Source organism: Micromonospora sp. NRRL B-16802, assembly GCF_001279555.1.
Classification (GTDB): Bacteria; Actinomycetota; Actinomycetes; order Mycobacteriales; family Micromonosporaceae; genus Micromonospora; species Micromonospora profundi.
The window spans coordinates 144,070-162,068 of sequence record NZ_LGEB01000051.1 but is presented as its reverse complement, the minus strand read 5'-3'; the positions used below and the strand labels follow the sequence as shown (position 1 = coordinate 162,068).

General features: G+C 67.9%; 14 protein-coding genes and 1 pseudogene. 10 read left to right on the top strand and 5 right to left on the bottom strand.

Going from position 1 to position 17,999, the window contains the following annotated elements:
- Positions 1-252 precede the first annotated feature (252 nt).
- Positions 253-1,461: a CdaR family transcriptional regulator gene (locus ADK66_RS09860; protein ID WP_053653654.1), complete on the top strand. Its 1,209-nt coding sequence runs from the start codon at positions 253-255 to the stop codon at positions 1,459-1,461.
- Positions 1,462-1,530: 69 nt separating this feature from the next.
- Here the strand turns inward: ADK66_RS09860 and ADK66_RS09855 are convergent, their stop codons facing one another.
- The gene (locus tag ADK66_RS09855; protein ID WP_157552367.1) at positions 1,531-2,112 is read right to left on the bottom strand and encodes a hypothetical protein; all 582 of its coding nucleotides are present in this window, start codon (positions 2,110-2,112) and stop codon (positions 1,531-1,533) included.
- Between the two features lie 434 nt (positions 2,113-2,546).
- Between ADK66_RS09855 and ADK66_RS09850 the strand changes: the two genes are divergently transcribed.
- Both ADK66_RS09850 and ADK66_RS09845 read left to right on the top strand, forming a co-directional pair.
- The gene (locus ADK66_RS09850) at positions 2,547-3,047 is read left to right on the top strand and encodes a hypothetical protein (protein ID WP_157552365.1); all 501 of its coding nucleotides are present in this window, start codon (positions 2,547-2,549) and stop codon (positions 3,045-3,047) included.
- A 176-nt stretch (positions 3,048-3,223) separates the two neighbouring features.
- The gene (locus tag ADK66_RS09845) at positions 3,224-4,036 is read left to right on the top strand and encodes a hypothetical protein (protein WP_053653647.1); all 813 of its coding nucleotides are present in this window, start codon (positions 3,224-3,226) and stop codon (positions 4,034-4,036) included.
- Positions 4,037-4,251: 215 nt separating this feature from the next.
- Here ADK66_RS09845 and ADK66_RS09840 read toward each other — a convergent pair whose 3' ends face one another.
- The 4 genes and pseudogenes from ADK66_RS09840 to ADK66_RS09820 form a co-directional block, all read right to left on the bottom strand.
- Positions 4,252-4,632, bottom strand: a complete 381-nt coding sequence (locus ADK66_RS09840) for a hypothetical protein (RefSeq protein WP_231639984.1) — start codon at positions 4,630-4,632, stop codon at positions 4,252-4,254.
- A 54-nt stretch (positions 4,633-4,686) separates the two neighbouring features.
- Positions 4,687-5,793, bottom strand: coding sequence for a serine protease (locus tag ADK66_RS09835; RefSeq protein WP_231639983.1), 1,107 nt, complete (start codon positions 5,791-5,793; stop codon positions 4,687-4,689).
- 770 nt (positions 5,794-6,563) lie between these two features.
- Positions 6,564-6,914: pseudogene (locus ADK66_RS32675) on the bottom strand (hypothetical protein); the annotation flags it as partial.
- Positions 6,915-7,077: 163 nt separating this feature from the next.
- On the bottom strand, positions 7,078-8,289 hold the full coding sequence (locus tag ADK66_RS09820; protein ID WP_053653639.1) for a helix-turn-helix domain-containing protein: 1,212 nt from the start codon (positions 8,287-8,289) through the stop codon (positions 7,078-7,080).
- Between the two features lie 782 nt (positions 8,290-9,071).
- Between ADK66_RS09820 and ADK66_RS09815 the strand changes: the two genes are divergently transcribed.
- From ADK66_RS09815 to ADK66_RS09790, 7 genes are all read left to right on the top strand, one after another.
- Entirely contained in the window at positions 9,072-9,590 is a 519-nt protein-coding gene (locus tag ADK66_RS09815; protein WP_053653637.1) for a pyridoxamine 5'-phosphate oxidase family protein, read from the top strand.
- A gap of 583 nt (positions 9,591-10,173) precedes the next feature.
- On the top strand, positions 10,174-10,491 hold the full coding sequence (locus ADK66_RS09810) for a hypothetical protein (protein ID WP_053653635.1): 318 nt from the start codon (positions 10,174-10,176) through the stop codon (positions 10,489-10,491).
- A gap of 431 nt (positions 10,492-10,922) precedes the next feature.
- Positions 10,923-11,990 carry an SMP-30/gluconolactonase/LRE family protein gene (locus ADK66_RS09805; RefSeq protein ID WP_053653632.1) on the top strand — a complete coding sequence of 356 codons (1,068 nt, stop codon included), beginning with the start codon at positions 10,923-10,925 and terminating at the stop codon, positions 11,988-11,990.
- Positions 11,991-12,017: 27 nt separating this feature from the next.
- Complete coding sequence (locus tag ADK66_RS09800) at positions 12,018-13,757, top strand: PQQ-dependent sugar dehydrogenase (RefSeq protein ID WP_082377357.1); 1,740 nt, start codon at positions 12,018-12,020, stop codon at positions 13,755-13,757.
- Positions 13,758-14,743: 986 nt separating this feature from the next.
- Positions 14,744-14,872 carry an FxSxx-COOH cyclophane-containing RiPP peptide gene (gene fxsA, locus ADK66_RS30660; RefSeq protein ID WP_231639982.1) on the top strand — a complete coding sequence of 43 codons (129 nt, stop codon included), beginning with the start codon at positions 14,744-14,746 and terminating at the stop codon, positions 14,870-14,872.
- Positions 14,873-14,880: 8 nt separating this feature from the next.
- Positions 14,881-16,107 (top strand): FxsB family cyclophane-forming radical SAM/SPASM peptide maturase, encoded by a 1,227-nt coding sequence (locus ADK66_RS09795; RefSeq protein WP_082377354.1) that lies wholly within the window; start codon positions 14,881-14,883, stop codon positions 16,105-16,107.
- On the top strand, positions 16,104-17,972 hold the full coding sequence (locus ADK66_RS09790) for an HEXXH motif domain-containing protein (RefSeq protein ID WP_053653630.1): 1,869 nt from the start codon (positions 16,104-16,106) through the stop codon (positions 17,970-17,972). Before ADK66_RS09795 ends, ADK66_RS09790 begins: the two co-directional genes overlap by 4 nt.
- Positions 17,973-17,999 lie beyond the last annotated feature (27 nt).

Sequence of the window (17,999 nt, the reverse complement as noted above, 5' to 3'; positions counted from 1 at the left end):
CACGAACTCACCGAACGCCCGCCGGTCCATGCCGCTGGCATCGGCCGTCGGCACCTCGACGAGCGCACCCTCCAGCACCTGGATATCCACGCCGGCAACTTAGCTGATCGAGAGCATCGTGCCGCAGGCGCACGCACTCGAATCCGCATGCCTGGACGCCGCCGTCGCCAAGTCGCCGATTGCCTCAGGGCGCGACGATACGATCGGCGAACATCAATCGAAAGGCGTTCGACGTCCCTTACAGGAGGTGTCGTGCCGGATCTGATCATGGCGCTCCAGCGGCGGATTGACGTAAATGCCCTGCGTGCCGTCAACACCTACCAGCGAGAGGTGCCCGAGTACGCGTCGCCGTCACCGGAGCAACTCGCGCACATGCTCGACTTCGCGCGTTTCATCAGACGGGTGAGTCTGGAGCGCGTACGGGACGACACGCCGCTCGACGAGGACGATCTGGCGGCCATCGGCGACGTCGGCCGACGACGAGGCGAGGATCGGCTCTCGCTGGCGTCACAGCGGCAGGCGCTCAGCACGCATACCGCACTGATGCTGCGCGATGTGGTGGAGACCGCTGCTCCGGCTAACACCGAGGACGTGCTCCACATGGCCAACTGGCTCGGGCGGGAGGGCAACCGAGCCCGCTGCGCCTACCTGGACGGGTACCTTGGTGGCGTCGCGCAGACCTGGTCGATGTCGGCTCAGGTCCAGTTGCTCGCGCGGTCGCTGCTGGCCGACGAACCACCGCCGATCGGCATCGCTCGGGCGGCCGGCGTACGTCTCGGGCATCGGTGGCTGGTGACGGTTGTTCGGTTCGATCCGCCGGGCCTGGCCGCCCCGGAGCGGAAACGCATCGTCGCGACGGCCCTGGCGTCCTGGCGGATCCCGATGTCCTGGCTCGGGCCGGCGGAGTTGGTACTGGTCACACCGGCATCGGTCGACGCACCGGCGGCCACGTCGGCATGGCTCGTCGACGGTGGCGTCCACGGTCCGGTGGCGGATCGCACCCTGGACCTGGTCCGTGGCATCGCCGTGAGCTCCGGCCGTCGGTGCGCTGCCGGCGCGGCCGTCGGAGCGGTGGGCCAGTTGGCCGGTGTGCTGGACCAGGCTCGACAAATCAGCCGACTGACGTCGGCGGAGCGCAGACCTCAGCACCTCTACACCGTCGCGGACAGGTTCGTCGAACTCGGAGCCGTCCACTCGCCACACATGGGCAGTTGGCTGCGGGAACTCGTCACCCGACTCGAGGCCGGCCCGGACCTGATCCGCACCCTCGACGCGTACTACCTGCACGACATGTCCCGACCGGCGACGGCACGGGCGCTGGGCGTCCACACCCGCACGCTCGACTATCGCCTACGGCGCGTACACGAGCTGATCGGGCTGCGTCCCGCCTCGACCCGCGGCGTGCGGATCCTGACCGCCGCCGTCGCCTGGACGTTCGCCGACCGGTTGCGGGAGACATGACGAGGCCGGGCGTAGCCGGCCGACCGCCGCTGGCACTGCGGTGGTCGGCCGGTTCATCGTGCGTACGCCTCAGCAGCTGACCTGCACGATGGGCGACTGCGTGTCCAGCCTCAACGACGGGGGGTAGTAGCCGCCGGGAGCAGTGTAGGTGTGGATGCCCCTGGTGACGTAGTAGTTCGGCACACCCTGGCAGATCGTGAAGGCGACACCGGTGTACGTCTTGTTCCCAGGACCCGAATTCAGGCTTCCGACCGACACCAAGAAGAAGCCGCTGCCCGGGACGTACTGGTACAACTCGACCTGAGCGCCGATGTAGGGTATGACCGCGTCACACCACGAGTCCGCCTTGCCGTCGATGCTGCCCGGGATGCCGTTGCCGCCGGTCGACGCATGTGGATACTGGGCCCGCGCGGTGCAGGTGATCACATTCTCGGCGGCTGCCGCGACACGAGTGGACGGCGTCCGGCTGAACGTTGGTGTTACCGCTGCGGCCTGCTTTCCGGCCAGAGCCTCCGCCGCATCGAGCACCGGCTGGGGGATCGTCCCGGCAGCCATTGCAGACCCTGCTGCACTGGCCGGAGAAGCAACGGCGGACACGGAGACCGCCAGCAGTGCGGCAAGCCCGATGCCGAGCACGCGATGTCTGAGCATCTTCCCCTCCTACAAATCGTTCCCCCCGAAGTGGCAGGGGAATCGGGAAAACATGGTGGGGAAACTATTCAGCGAAAGACGTGCCGGCGTCTTCGTGAACGATCGCAAACCTGCACCTTGATCGGCGCCTGCCTTGTCATGCCGCACAACGGCTGGCACCGCCCCTGACATGATGTTGCGGTACCTCCAGAGTGGATCGAACTACCGCATGGTCAGGTTCGTCCGCCAGCACGCGCCCGCCGAGACCACCTGCACCTCAACGTGATCCATGATGGAGCCACACCGTCGCGGACCGACACCTGCGAGCACTGCGCGGCACCCGTGGTCCACAGTCACGACGCGCCTCGCATCCAGCTCCAAACCTAGGGCTCGGTGCTCGTCGGCCCATTAACTGACCCCACCGCTACGACCGGGGCTGGTAGCGTGCGCCGACCATGAAGATCACGGGGGAAACATCGATGAACCGAACTCGACTCGTCCTGACTGGCTTGGCCGTTGCGGCGGCGATCACGATGGCCGGCTGCGATCCGCAGCCCAAACCTGAGGGCACCGCAACCTCGCCGTCCCCGGCAGCCTCGAGCGCCGCCCCGACCGGCAGTACGGCCACCACCGCGACCACCGACGCGGCCACAGTAAAGGCCTGCGCCGACATCAAGAACGACATCAAGGACAACGCCGCTAAGGTCACGAAGGCCGAGAAGATCGGCCCGCCAGCCGGGCACTTCGCGGTCAGTGCCCAGTGGGCCGCCGGTTCGGTCGCGATCCTGGCGCACTCGATGGACGCCAACGAGGCAGTCACCGCCGCATCCGAAAAAATCCAGAATGAGATGATGAGCCTGAGCGACGCGTACAACAAGTCCGCCGACGCCAAGCCCAGCAAGAAGGCCCTGGAAGCCGCCATCAAGGAACTGGACACCGCCTGCTCGGCCGCCTGAGCGGTTCGACCACGTGATCGGCGGTGGCCCTCACCCGGGCGGTCACCGCCGATTCGCACGTCCGCGCGGCAAGCCGCACATCCCTCCAGATACGTGGCCACTGCTGACGGAACCGATTTCATTGATCATGGCTGGTGCCGCCAGCCCACTCCGTCAGTTTGGGAGGAAGGAACCACATGAGGACGCGACGGTCGGCGATCACTGGGCTGTGCCTCGTCATTGCGCTCAGCTTCGGGGTCGCCGGCTGCAACAACGCCACCGACGGTGGCGGCGCGGACACCACAGCACCCGCCTCAGCATCACAGGTCAATGCGCTCGACTCGTTCGCCGGCGCAATACAGAAGCTCGATGAGGAAACCTTCAAGGTGAGCAGGAAGACCGGGCCGGACGGTTTGGAGATCAGCGGGGTCGTGGATCCGACCGCCAAGAAGGTGTCCATGAAGTGGATCAGCCCAATTGGCGACCAAGGCATGACAGTCGACTTTGTTCAGCTGGGCAGCGCTGTGTACGTGAAGCTGGCGGGCGCAGTGCAGTTGCACAGCTTCACCCGCCTGCCAGCCCTGCCCAATAAATGGATGCACATTGATGCAGCAAACGTGGAGGAGGGCAGCACCTTCTCCGACATGGTCGATGGCGACCTGGCCGGCGTCAATGACCTGATCAAGGCCGTGACCGACGTCGAGCGGAACGGTCAGCTTGGTTTCACGGGCACCTTTGACATCACCAAGTCACCCGGCACGCAGGGGGACCTTTTCAGGAGGTACGGGGAGAAGGCCAAAGCTGTCCCGTTCAACGCCAAGGTCGACGACCAAGGCCGGCTCACTTACATATTCATCAACCTCAGCGCGATCGACTCAGCCTTCATGAATGGCATCACGGCGACCTACTCCGACTTCGGCCTGCCGGTCACCATTGAAGGGCCCGCTACCGACCAAACCGTCGAAGCCCCCGCCGAGGTTGTCAAGGCGTTCGCCAAGGCGTACGGCTGAGCCTGGGCAGCGTCTGCAGGTCCCGTCCCCCTGCGGGCGTCCCGACACCGAAGCGGGTGGCGACCATCGGACCGGCTCGGGACGGGTACGCGTCGCGGCACGCCAGGCCCCAGAAGACCCGCCCCTACCGACCTCGTACCACGGCAATGTCGAACGCTTCACCCGAGCGTGTGGTGCAGCTCGGCAGGCGACGGCTGTCGCCTGCCGAGCTGGCGTCAGCTCAGAGGTTCGACCTTGCGGTTGCCCAGGGCGGAGGTGAGTTGCACCGGAACCACCGACTCCTTGGCGATTGCTAAGCACTCCTTGCCGGCCGCCTCGGGTAGCAGTCCGACGCGGATCCGAATGCCCACTGCCGTTTCGCTCTCTGTCACTTCCGGCTCGGCGCCGTAACAGTCGGCGGGTCCGGCCGTCACGGTGACCTCAAGGGTTCGATCGTCGACACTGCGCCAGTCGCGCCACTGAACAACCTGCGCGTCGATTAGGCCGCTCCGGGTCGGCAACGCATCCGGCCGTGTCGGTCCGGTCGGCGCTCGGACGCCTGATGTGTCACTGCCGGGCTCGGCTGCGGAGCCGCAGGCGCTCAGTGCGGCCACCACAGCCAGCAGCCAGGCAGCCAGTGGAAGTGGTGGCCGCATTCTCATCGGTTCAACTTACCAATCAGCGTTGGCGGCGTTCATCGCGTCGACGACAGCCTGGTCGAAGTACGGCCCCTTGTTGACGCCATCGCTGTTCACCGTGGACATGACCGAGCGGACCGAGCCGAGTCCGCTGGCGTTGTCGTAGTTCCAGGTCCACGGTCCGCCCGAGGAGCCACCTCCAAAGTTGCAGGTGATTTTGGATTTGTTGTCCAAGATGCTGTTGTCGGTGGCAGTGCCCCAGCAAGCCCACATGACGTTGCCGCCGTCACGGTTGCCCGGATATCCGAAGATCGACGTGTCGAACTCCGTGCCACCGTTGTAGACCAGGCCGTGCCCACCGATGGTGTTGACGACTGTCGTGTTCCAGTCGCCGCCGGAGTAGGTGGTCACGAAGCCGACGTCCCGGTTGAGGTTGCTGTTGTTGATCCACTCGTTGAAGGTCCGCAGCCAGTACGCCTGGAAGCGGCCGACCGGGTCGTGGTCGGTGTTGAAGGCGTTGTATCCCGGCACGAAGACGAGGTTCTGCAGCCAGGTGCCGCCCTGTCCGCCATGGACACAGTGACCGGCGGTGATCAGCACCCGCTTGGACGAGGTGTTGATCGCCGACGCCGAGCACCATGAGCCGCTTTCGTAGCCACCGATGAACAACTTGCCATTGGTGATCGAGAAATTCGTCACCGGTGGCGGGGCGTTGGTCACGCGCTGCGAGATCCGAGCGGCAACCGGCTTCGCCGCGACGTCGGCCGTCTTGCTGGCGACGGCGCGGGCCTTGCTCTCGACCCATTCCGCATCTCCGGGGGCATCCAGCGACTTGGCTGCCTTCATCCGTTCCGGCGTCCAATACGCCAGCACCTCGGGGTCTCCGCCGGTTCGCTCGAACGACTTCAACTGTGTGGGCGTGTAGTTGCGCACCGCTTTGTCGCCCGGCAGCCGCACCGGGGCAGGCGCACTGCTGGTGCTCAGATCGGAGCCGCTGATCCGAGCCGGCGAGGGGTTCGCCCAGGCGGGAGCACCCGCGGGAGCGGTGAGTAAGGCGATTGTTGCGACGGCCGCAGCCAGTGCGGCGGCCCCCAGGCGTCTCAGGCTTCGCGGACACCCGATTTTGCGTGACGAATCCATCCGGCTGACTCCCCCTGTTCAGCAACCGTTTCCGGCGCTCTCGAAGCCGTCTTCATGCTGCTCGGCGACGGCTGTCATCGAGAGTTGAAGCTACCGATGGAATCGTTATGTATCTATGTCATTTATCGGACCGTAAGTACGCGAGGGGCTACCGAGAGAGATCGGCCAGTGCGACGACCTGCGCACAGATGCCAGTGTGTGTTTCTGGACACATCGTCGCGCCGTCCGTCATGTACGCCACCGGCTGCTGATGTGCTCGACGACCCGTCGACGCGCTCGCGTTGATCATCGCGGTGGTGGTGACCGCCGATCTCGCCCTACCAGGACATACACACGAGGGCTCCCCGGCACGCCCCTTGATCAAATCCGCGCATGTTCCGGATCTCGTCTGCTGGGCCAAGGCGACCAGAGACGGACTCAAGCGACCTCTTCGGTGTGAACTCTCGACGAGCCGGTTGGATCGGGTGTCATACGAGGTCACCCGGCCTGGTGACGCTCATGCCGGTCTGGTTCGGCCGGCATGGTTGCTGTACATCGCTGCTGTACTTCCGGCAGTCGCCTGGTCCAGCCAATGAAGCGGCGATGCAGCGCGCCGGCCGGCGCCCAAGGCATGTCCTCGGCGGCTTGGACGAGATAGGCACCGAGGTAGAGGGCCAGCGACACCGGAGCGTCGGCGTACTCCGCACGCAGCTCCCGCCTGCGGGTCCGGCATGGCCAAGGTAGATCGCAACCGCCGCAGCTCCAGGTCGGCAGGACCGGACCGTGGCTGGTCACCACACACCGCCGAGAAACCGGACCACGCTCGCGCGGGCCTGCCGGCTGGTCGCCCACTCCACCTGCCAGCACGGGTACGGCGTGAGCCGCGCCCACCACGCCCGGCAACCAACACACATGCCGTCCAGCCCTCGGACGTGCACCGCGAGAATCGTCTGCTCCTGGCCGGCGTTCACTGCTCGCCCACCTGCGGCCAGTGGCCCCGATTGATCGGAATCCGGTGCCGGCCACGGCAGGGCAAGTCGGCCCCGCAGCGGCAGATGTGCCGCCAGAGCTGCCACGACCACACCGGCCGATGCCGTCGGGCAAAGGTCAACGCGGTGGCCGAGAGGTACTCGTCGTACGAGACGCGCCGCACGCGCCCTCCCTCGTCGTTCAGGAGGGCGGCATCACCACCCTCTAATGAGGGGGACGCGGCGACCAGGCGACTGCCGCACCGCCCGCCGCATCCCGTGAGGGCGACGCTACGTACAGTCGCAGTGCCGAATGGGTAAGGTTCCTACCCCTAGATCACGAGACCAGGCCAACTTTCACCGCGAGGTCACGGGCATCATCGCGAGTAGACCGCGGACCGTCGAGCAGGTCCAGGGTGATCTGTCGGGCGTACCCGTTGAAGCGGATCGTCTCCGGCGCCGCCTCGTACGCCTGCTGGAGGGTTGCTACGGCCGTTTCCTTGTCGTCCTTGCCGTAGTGCGCCCGCGCGACTTCGATGAGATGCCGTGCCCGTCGTGGCCTCGACGGAATCGCCGCCGAGTCGTGGCGGCGTGCCTGCCGAACCGCCTCACCCGACTTCTGCAACTCCACCGCAACCGTCACCGCGTGAGCACCCATGATGACGCGGGAAAACGACGTCTGCGGCTGGTAGAAGCCCTGCGGCAGTCGCTGCGCCACCCGGTCCGCGCGATCCCAGTACCGCCAGGCGCGCCCCTCCTCACCAGCACGAGCGGCCGTGTACGCGGCCTCGAAGTTCAGAGATCCCCACAGTGCCAGCAGATTCATGCTTCCGTCGGCCGTCCGCGACTCCAGAGCCGACAGCACGTCCAGCGTCACCGCCATCGCGGTGTCCCAGTCCCCGGCGTCCCGATGCACCTGGCACAGGAACCACGCCGCACCGGCAATCGCCTCCGGATCACCGGACTCCTGCGCCGCCACCATCGCCCGGTCCGCAACCCGCCACAGCAACTCCGCAGCAGGCTGGTAGGCGAGGAACATCTGCGCCAATCCAAGCGTCTCCGCCAACAACGCCTGCGCCTGCCTCCGCTCGGCACCCTCGTACGCCAACGCGGCACGCTGCACATCCTGCAGCAACCCCGGCAACAACCCACCCAGCACCGTCCGGTGATCCGACGCCTGATGACGGGCCCGCCACGCCGCCGCAAGCCGCCCCCGAAGACTGGTCAACGACTCCACGGGGATGTCTCCGGAGATCGCAAAGCGGTTCACGGCATCCCGAACCGACGCCAGCGCCGGATGCTCCGGCCCGTTGATCACGGCCGAACGATCACTCAACTCTCCGACCAAGGCAGACACCTCGACCTTGAGGGCACGCGCGATCCGATCCAGCATATGAATACGCGGCGGCAGGATCCGATCCGTCTCCACCGCCTTAACCCACTCGGCGCTGCGCCCCACCAACCCACCAAGCACCGCACGAGTCTTCCCGGACCGCTCGCGGTAGACCTTCAACCGCTGCCCGAACGTCAACTCCGGCAAGGCATCCACCCGGAACCTCCTCGCGTAGCGCGGGAATGCACCACCGACCCATCGGCCGCAATCACGCCCAACGCTACCGACCCCCAGGCCCCCTCATAACCCCTCAGACGCCGGCAGACTCACTGCGTCCTGGCAGGCACTTCGACCTCTCCTTGCAAGTTCTGGGCGCTCCGTTCGGCAGGGTCCGTCCACGTTTGCGACCTCGAGCGGCTGTACGTGCTCGGCCGCTGGCGGCTGCCCTCGTCCCGGCCGGTTGCTGTTACCGCTGCTGTCGCAAACGGTTTAGGAAGGGAGTAGCGCTCAGCCAACGAGTCCTGCTTCTACCAGGACGTACGTGCAGTGACTCGCTGACGGGGCGCTTGATCATTCCGCGCCAGCTCCCACTCTTAGGCCTAGACCTGGTCGTCGTCGACCCCTTGACCCCAGGCAACGATCAGGACTCATCGACCTGCCCTAACCTTTCGCATGCGTCTTCGCGGTTGTGCCGGATCTGTGCCCGATGATCTTTAAATACCCGCTTACGACGACGGCTGACGGTGAGCGCCGCCAGGAGCTGTGCACGCTTGGCCCCGAAGTGGCCCAAGGCCTCTTCCCAGCGCTCAGCCGACTCCTCCCCCGGCTGACTCGGGCGCGCCCGCCGCTGCGGCAGGTGCATTGAGACGCCCCGCGTGATTAATCACTGCTGAGAAAAGAAGTACGACACAAGGTGTCAGGTTTTTGATCGAGCATGGTTTCACCGGTCGGCGTCGGTGGTGGACGTGAACCGGCCTTACGAATAGATAAGGACCTCGATGCGCGAAACGCCGGAAGATCTCAAAGAGCTCCAGAGTCTCCTGGACTCCTCTCTGTCCCGCTCCACCTCGCATCTTCGCTCAATCATCACTGAGCGCACCCTGACCGCGGAGCAGCTCACCCAGGTACTCACCGGCATGTGCACCCTTGCCCTTTCCACCGTGACGGCGAAGGGCGAGCCGCGGATCAGCGGCGTGGACGGGCATTTCCTACACGGCAAGTGGCATTTCGGGACGGCGCCCAGCGCCGCCAAGGCCCGCCACCTCGCCGCCCGGCCGGCCGGCAGCGTCGCGCACATGCGTGGCGAGGACTTGGGCGTTTTCACGCACGGTACGGTCGAGATCCTCAACCCTCAGGACAGTGAGGCTGCCGCGGACTGGCCAGACTTGCTCAACTACTTCAAGGACTTCTACGGCGACGACGCCTTCGACTGGGACAACGACGTGGTCTACTACCGGCTACACCCGCACTGGATGACCGTCTACGCCCCAGACGTCGACAAGCTCACCGCCAAGTGACCCCAGGCTAGCTAGCCGCCACTTCGACCCATCCCGTATGCCGCCGACCCGCCTTCTAGGGAGCGGTGGTCTGCTCGGCTTGCCCTGGGTCGGTGGCAGGCGGGATGGCCTACCGCAACCACCCACGGACCGTGACCCGCTGGCGAAGCCCCGGCCATCCTGGAGTCGTTGCGCCCCCGCCGGAGGCGCTCTGACCGCAGCCGCGCGACCGCCGGCCAGCTCGCCGACACGGCCGGCGTGCGCTCCCCTACGCCGCGCGGGCTGCTGGCCGCGCGGCCCGGCTGGCTGCCGGCCACACCACCGGTCAACCTCCCTGTCGTTCTGCGGCGGCCCTCCGGGCTTCCCGCTGTCCGCGCCAGCCGCCGGGCATCAGGCGTGACGGCCGCAGAGCGACAGCGGCAGCGGCCGGCGCGCGCCCAGGCGGCGGCGCGTGCGGCCCGTTGCGGGCCGCCTTGAATGGATGGAGGCAGACAAGATCGTCTAGCCGGACGTGTCACGCACGTCCTGAGACTGCTCCGTCACGCACGTCCCGAGACCCGACAGGCAGGCAGCCGTCCGGGCCTCGCCCTGAAAGGGTGACGGCATGGACCGCTTCGAGGAACGCTGCTGGCTGGACTGGTTGGCGAACTCGTCCACTCTGCTCGACAGCGTCGAGGTGGTCGTCGTGATCGCCGCCGCCACCGGCGGCTGGGAGGCGAATGGTCGCCTGGTCAGCGACAGCGACGAAGACCGCGAGGCGTTTGCATTCCTGTGCGAACTCGACCCCGTCTTCACGCTGCGATTTGAAGACGAGAGCGTTGTCGCCGTCACCGTTCATCCCACGGATGGGCATCGCCGCTTCAGCCTCACCGAGTACACCGGTCCGGTCCAGCGATCGGTCGGCAACCGCATCGCTCTGTAGACAACGCCGAACCTGATTGGCTCGACCACTCCCTTCGGGCACCCGTCAGCCGTCTCACCAAACTGATCGAGTGGGAGCACCTAGCGATGCCTGCACGGGGCGTCGCGGCGACCCGGGCCCGTCCGACCCTGGAGCGGCGCCACCGTGATTTACCGGGTGACCAGGTCTGGAAGCTCAGCGACCGGCACGACGGGCTGAGCGGCTCGTGTACCGGGGTCGGTGAGGGCCGGACCCCACCGACCCGGCCAGGTCATCGGCGCCTTCGGGGCATGCGCCAAAGGTGATCGTGGGGAACTGATGCGAGGCGCTGCTTCCTCGCCTAAGCTGCGTCATATATGCATCGATAGTGATCGATAAGAGGTGTTGGCGGCCGGGGGGTCAGTCCAGGCAACCGCGGGCCTCGCATTCACCGACTCCGATTGGAGTACCCGATGACCTGGCGTCCAACCATCGCCGCACTCACCGGCCTGTGCCTGGCGCTCACCACCGCACCAGGCCCCGCCGGTGCGGCACCCGCGCCCCCGGCACCTCGGGACGCCGCTGATGTGAACGTTCACACCAACCTGCTCGCCGGCCCACCCGGCGCGCCCCCCGGGGTCTGCCCGGGCGGCACCGGTTACGGCCCGCCCCTGCCGGCCAGCTCCGTGTCCGCGACGAAGATCCAGAGCGGATTCTCGTTCCTCGAAGGACCGGTCTGGATCGCCGATGGCGGCTACCTGCTGATGTCCGACATGGCCGCGGGCACCGGGCCGAACAACGTGCAGCCCTCCACGATCCGCCGGTTCACCCCGCCGGCGACTTTCGACACCTTCATCGCCAACGCCGGCAGCAACGGCCTGGCACTCAGCCCTGACGCCCAGCAGATCATCGCCGCCACCCACGACCAGCGGAACGTCTCCGCATACCGGCTGAGCGACCAGGCACGCAGCACCGGCGCCGCCGACTACCAGGGCCGGGCGTTCAACTCACCCAACGACGTCACGGTCCGCTCCGACGGCGTCGTCTACTTCACCGACCCCAACTTCCAACGCGGCAACCGACCCGACCAGATGAGCGGACGTACCAGTGTCTTCCGCGTCTCTGGCGGCCAGGTGTCGCTGGTGGACGACCGGCTGCGGCAACCCAACGGCATCGCGCTCTCCCCGGACGGCAGCACGCTCTACGTGGGCGCCTACTCCGAGAACAAAATCTACAAGTACGTCGTCCAGCCCGACGGCAGCACCGGCGCCCGCAGCGTCTTCGTGAACTACCTCGGCGGTCCCGACGGGGTCACCATCGACTGCGCCGGCAACGTGTACTGGGCCTCCGGCTCGGACGGGCTGATCCACGTCTACTCGCCCGCCGGCGCGCAGCTCGGCACGATCCGCTCCGGCGGCACCGGCACCACCAACGTGGCGTTCGGCGGACCCGACCGGCAGACCCTCTACATCACCTCCGGCCGAACGAACGACTCGGGCCTGTACAGCGTGCGGCTCAATGTCCCCGGCTACCCGTACTGACCAAGAACCCCGGGAAGGAAAGCACCCGTGCGGATTAGTCCTCACCAGCTCCGACACCGCGTCCCGCTCGCCCTGCTGGTCTGCGCCGGCACCGTCCTGACCGGCGTACCCGCCAACGCCGCAGCGGCCGCACCGGCGACCGGGAGCCGGCAAACGGCCTGGCTCGCCGCCGACACCAGCCCGCCCACCCGGCCGATCGGCCTGCGCAGCAGCCGGCTGACCTGCCAGTCCGTCACGCTTTCCTGGTACGCCTCCCGGGACAACGTCGGCGTCACCTTCTACGACATCTACCACGACGGCCAGCTCGTCACCTCGGTCTCGGGACGGACGCTGACCGCCACGCTCAGCGTCGTGCAGGGTGTCACCTGGGGCTGGTACGTCAACGCCCGCGACGCCGCCGGCAACGTCTCGCAGGCCAGCTCCACGCTCTCGGTCACCCCGCCGTTCTGCCAGCAGGACACGTCTCCGCCCAGCACGCCGACCAACCTGGCCGCGACGGTCAACGGCACGGCCGTCACCCTCAACTGGTCGGCCTCCACCGACAACGTCGCGGTCACCGGCTACACAATCCTGCGCAACGGTACGGCGGTCGGCTCCACCACCGGCACTGCCGGCAACCCGCCGGCGACCACGTTCACCGACACCGGGTTGACGCCCGACACCGACTACCGGTACACAGTGACCGCCCGGGACGCCCAGGGCAATGTCTCGGGGGCGAGCGCCGCGGTCAGCGCGCACACCGGCTCAGGCTGCACGAGCCCGGTCTGCGGCGCCACGGTGATCACCACCGAGAAGGACCTTCCCTGGGGCCTGGTGCAACTGCCCGACGGCACCGTCCTTTACGGCCGGCGCGACCTGTTCGACATCGTCGCCATGAACCCGGACGGCACCGATAAGCACAGCATCGGCACCGTGCCGAACGTGGCAGGCACCAACGGCGAGGGCGGCGTGCTCGGGCTGGCCGTCTCGGCCAACTTCACCACCGACCGCTGGCTGTACATCTACCACACCACCACGACCGACAACCGGATCGTGCGCATCCGTTACGACGGCACGCTGCAAACCGGCACCGAGCAGGTGCTCGTTACGGGAATCCCGCGCAACAAGTACCACAACGGCGGCCGGCTGCGCTTCGGCCCCGACGGCAAGCTCTACGCCGCCGCCGGCGACGGACAGAACCCGGACCTGGCCCAAGACACCAACAACCTGGGCGGCAAGGTGCTGCGGCTCAACCCCGACGGCACCGTGCCGGCGGACAACCCCTTCGGCAACTACGTGTGGAGCTACGGCCACCGCAACCCGCAGGGACTCGCCTTCGACTCCCAGGGGCGGCTCTTCGAGCAGGAGTTCGGCAACAACGTCGTGGACGAGACCAACATCATCGTCAAGGGCGGCAACTACGGCTGGCCCGCCTGCGAGGGCACCTCCGGCGACTGCGCCAACCCGAACTTCAGGGCCCCGATCCGGACGTACCCGGTGGCCGAGGCCTCGTGTAGCGGCATCGCGATCGTCCGGGACGTGCTCTATATCGCCTGCCTGCGTGGCAACCGGATGTACCGTGCGGAGATCAGCGGCAACACGCTCACCAACGTCCAGCAGTACTTCGTCGGGACGTACTTCCGGCTGCGCACCGTCGAACCGACCGTCGACGGCAACCTGTGGCTGACCACGAGCACCGGCGGGGACAAGGACAGCATTCCGAACAACAGCAACGAGAAGATCCTCAAGGTGACCCTCGGTGGGGCGGCTTCCGGCCCCTCAAGCTGAGTCAAAGCGGCGTCAGCGTGAAACACGAAGGCCTCCTGGTTGCCGGAGCGGTTCCTGGACAGCTCCACTCCACAACCGGAGGCCTTCGTCACCCACGTTCATCTACGTCGTGTCATCACACGACCTCAACCGTGGACGGCGGGACCAGGGAGGCTACTCAACCGACGCACCGGTACAGCAACGTGCGGTCCAGCGGCGACCGGGAGAGCATGTCGGCCCGCAGCCGGACATCGGAGGACAGGTGTTGATCGGCAACTTGATCGCGATCGAAGAGCACTGGATCACGCCCCGCGCTGACCGCCGCTGTTCAGGGCAGCGACGACGAGGGAAGGGCTTGCGGAGGTCCGGACGCTCTTCGCCGAGGAGCTGCGGCTGCTCGATGGCGTTGATGAGGACGCGGAGTCCTGGGAGCGCGCATACGAGGCAGTTCGGAACACCGTGACGCTTCGGTACCCGGACGGCCAGGAGGTTCCTGAGTTCCTACTTCACAGCGATGGCAACGAGGCGTGGTGGCGGTGGAGCGACGAGCCGTTTAGCGAGGAGCAGGCCTAGCCAGCGCGGCCGCTCGGCGGCAGATCCGCGTACCTGACCTTGGCCGTTCAGCGGCTCTGATTGCGTGATCTGCCACGGTGGCTGGCTTTCCAGCGGCCGTCTCGAACAACGGCGTCACGAGCGGACGCGGTGGCGGAGGTTTGCCGCGGGCGATCCGCCGGATGGCGGCGGACGCGGCGCCGCGACTTCCGCGACCATTGCCAGAAATCGGACAGCTCACGGTGCGCGCGCCGGCTATGGACTGTCCGGGGCGGGGCGTCGGCCGTAGACTGACCCGGCTGTCCGGCATCCACTGGTATCTTGGGCTAGTTTAGGTAATTTGCTCCGTCTCCAGCTGCCGCGTTCGGAGCCGGTCAGGATCACTAGCGTGCGATTGTCCTATAGAGGAACCGATGGAAACCACGGTCGATGATTATCTGTCTCACCAATTGGATGTGAGCAAGATCAGCCTCGCCGAACTCCGGGAGGCGAGGCAGGGCGCGTTCGTGCACTGCCTGGAGCGGATTCTCGACGAGTTGGACCGACCGCAGGACCCCGTCGCTGGTTTCACCTCCGCGATCTGAACCCCGTCGTGGCCACCACCGCGCCACCGTCACTTCCTCCGGCGTCCGAGTGGCCGCTCGGCGAGTCACCGCTCGACATCGCACCGGCCGGTTGGCGGCCCACCCCGTTCCACGACTTTGTCGTCAAGCTGCACAGTCGGTGCGACCTCGCCTGCGACTACTGCTACATGTACGAGCTGGCCGACCGTTCTTGGCGGGGCCGGACGGTCTTCATGCCCGACGAGGTCGTCGACCTGGCGACCCGGCGCATCGCCGAACACGCCCGCGACCACCGCCTGTCGACGATCCGGGTCATCCTGCACGGCGGCGAGCCGCTTCTCGCTCCACCCGCCACGTTGCAGCGGGTGGTCAGCACGCTGCGTGCGGCGCTGTCGCCCGGGACGGCGGCACAGTTCACCGTGCAGACCAACGGCACCCGCCTGACCGAGCAACGCCTGCGCCTGCTGCGCGCCGCCGGCCTGCGGGTCGGGGTCAGCGTGGACGGTGGCCGGGTGGCCAACGACCGGCACCGCCGGCACCTCGGCGGCCGGAGCAGCTTCCCCGCCGTCGACCGCGCGCTGCGGCTGTTGCGCGAGCAGTCCGACCTGTTCGCCGGCATACTCAGCGTCATCGACCTGCGCAACGATCCGGTCGAGACCTACGAGACGCTGCTGGCGTACCAGCCCCCGGCCCTGGACTTCCTGCTGCCGCACGGCAACTGGAGCGAGCCACCGCCGGGTCGTCCGCCCGACACCAGCACCCGGTACGGAGAGTGGCTCGTCGCCGTCTTCGACCGGTGGTACGACGCGCCCCGGCGGGAGACCCGCCTCCGCCTCTTCGAAGAGATCGCCGTGGGCGTACTGGGCGGCCACAGCAGGTCGGAGCAGATCGGACTGAGCCCCGTCGGTGTGATCGTCATCGACGTCGACGGGTCGCTCGAACAGGTCGACACGCTGCGCTCCGCCTACGAGGGCGCCCCGGCCACCGGCCTCACCCTGGCCGATCACCCGTTGGACGCCGCCCTGCGGCACCCGGCCGTCATCGCCCGACAGATCGGCGCGAAGGCACTCGCTCCGGCGTGTCTTGATTGTTCGGTTCATCCGGTCTGTGGTGGAGGGTACTATCCGCACCGATACCGTAAGGGCTCAGGATTCCGCAATCCCTCGGTCTACTGCGCCGACCTGCGATATCTGATCGACCACATCGCCGGCCGCGTACAGGCCGATGTCGCCCGAGTGATGAGGCAACGCGCGTGACCGACGTGATCCGACTTCCCGCCCAGTCCTTCAGCCAGCTCGCCGCGGGCCACGGCGACGCCGAGACGATCGCCCGGCTCCGCCGCGGCCAGCTCAGCCGGCGGCTGTTCCTGCTGCGGGCACTGCTGGACGCCGACCCGTCCCCGGCCACCGAGGCCTCGCTGGAGCTGCTCGTCCGCGCCCAGGCCCACCGGCCGGAGGCCGTCGACGAGGTACTGCTCGCTCCGCACGTCGGCTCCTGGCTGACGGTCACACTCCGGCGCCTGCGGGCCGGCCCCGCCACGGTGCCGCCCCGCAGTCGCCGCTCCGGCGCCACCGTCGGCACCGTCGCGGCCTCCCGCGACGTCGGCCGGCTGGGCGAGATCGCCGCGGCCGCGGCGGCCCGGGCCGGGCTGGACTTCACGATCGAGCTGTCCAGCACCGACGGCCAGGTCATGCTGCCGACGTACGGACGCGCCGAGTCGGGGACCGGCAGCGTCACCGTCACCGCCGAGGACGGCCGGCTGCGGATCGGCCCGGTCCTGGTACCCACCGACCCGTCGGCGGACGCGCCCGGCTGGTCCGGCCTGCGCGCGATCGCGGCCCAGGCCGCCGACCGCACGCTGCGGCTGATCGTCGACGACCTCGACCCGTGGCGCGACGTCCACCAACTCCGGGCGGCGGGCCGGCTCTCCGACCCCGAGCTGGCCGGGTGGCAGGCGGCCCTCGACGAGGCGTGGCCGGTGCTCGTGCGGTCACACCCCGGCTACGCCGAGGGGATCGCCGCGGGACTCACCACGATCGTCCCGCTGGTCGCCCCCGAGGAGAGTTACGGCGTCAACGCGACCGCCATGGAGTCGTTCGGCGCCGTGTCCCTGACCCCACCTACCGATCCACTCGCCCTGGCGGCGGCGCTGGTACACGAGTGGCAGCACGCCAAACTCGGGGCGCTGCTCGACCTGATCCCGCTGCACCACGCCGATTCAGAACCTCGGCACTACGCCCCGTGGCGCGACGATCCCCGGCCGCTCGGCGGGCTGTTGCACGGTGTCTACGCCTTCTTCGGGGTCACCGACTTCTGGCGGGTGCAACGGCACGTCCAGCGCGACGCCGCCGCCCGGTTCGCCGACTTCGAATTCGCCCGCTGGCGCTCCATGGTCTGGCAGACCACCGAGCTGCTGCACGGGGTCCCGAACCTGACCGAGGAGGGCCGGCGGTTCCTCGCCACGCTGACCGAACGGCAGCGCCGCTGGCTCGCGGAACCCGTCTCCCCGGCTGCGGCCTCGCTGGCCCGGCAGGTCACCGCCGAACACCGGCTCGGCTGGCGCCTGCGCAACCGGATGCCGGATCCGCACCGGGTGCGCCGGCTGGCGGACGACTGGCTGGCCGGGGCGGCGGCCTCACCCGGGCCGATCTCCGCCGTGCTGACCCACGACGTCGGCTGGACCTCGACCCACAACGTCCGATTCGACCTGGCCGGACTCCAGATGGCAGATCCGGAGGGCTTCGACCAGCTCTGCACCGACCCGGCCCAGGTGACCACGCAGGTACCACAGGCGTCCGCCGGCGACATCGCGCAGATCCTCGGCGACCACGCGACCGCCCGCGCCGCCTACCTCCGCCAGATCCTCGACCAGCCGGACGAGCCACGGTCCTGGGTCGGTCTGGCGATCCTCACCGAGCTGAGCGGCGACGGCGCGGACGGGGAGACCGCCGCGCTGCACCAGATGCCGGAACTCGTCGCCGCGCTGCACCGCGAGATCAGGCGTCGCGGTGCCGACGCACCGGACCCGCTCCGGCTGACCCGCTGGCTGCGCCCCCTCGTGGCCGAGGCGCCCGAGGCGGTCAGCCCGGCGGCGGGCGCCCCGCTCGCCGCCCGGGCCTAGCCGCCGTCCTCCCGGATCCGCCAGCGC

Excerpts from the sequence above, each read along its gene's own strand:
- ADK66_RS09835 (WP_231639983.1), bottom strand. The coding sequence starts at position 5,793 with ATGGATTCGTCACGCAAAATCGGGTGTCCGCGAAGCCTGAGACGCCTG.
- ADK66_RS09845 (WP_053653647.1), top strand. The coding sequence starts at position 3,224 with ATGAGGACGCGACGGTCGGCGATCACTGGGCTGTGCCTCGTCATTGCG.
- ADK66_RS09810 (WP_053653635.1), top strand. The coding sequence starts at position 10,174 with ATGGACCGCTTCGAGGAACGCTGCTGGCTGGACTGGTTGGCGAACTCG.
- ADK66_RS09850 (WP_157552365.1), top strand. The coding sequence starts at position 2,547 with ATGAAGATCACGGGGGAAACATCGATGAACCGAACTCGACTCGTCCTG.
- ADK66_RS09855 (WP_157552367.1), bottom strand. The coding sequence starts at position 2,112 with ATGCTCAGACATCGCGTGCTCGGCATCGGGCTTGCCGCACTGCTGGCG.
- ADK66_RS09815 (WP_053653637.1), top strand. The coding sequence starts at position 9,072 with ATGCGCGAAACGCCGGAAGATCTCAAAGAGCTCCAGAGTCTCCTGGAC.
- ADK66_RS09805 (WP_053653632.1), top strand. The coding sequence starts at position 10,923 with ATGACCTGGCGTCCAACCATCGCCGCACTCACCGGCCTGTGCCTGGCG.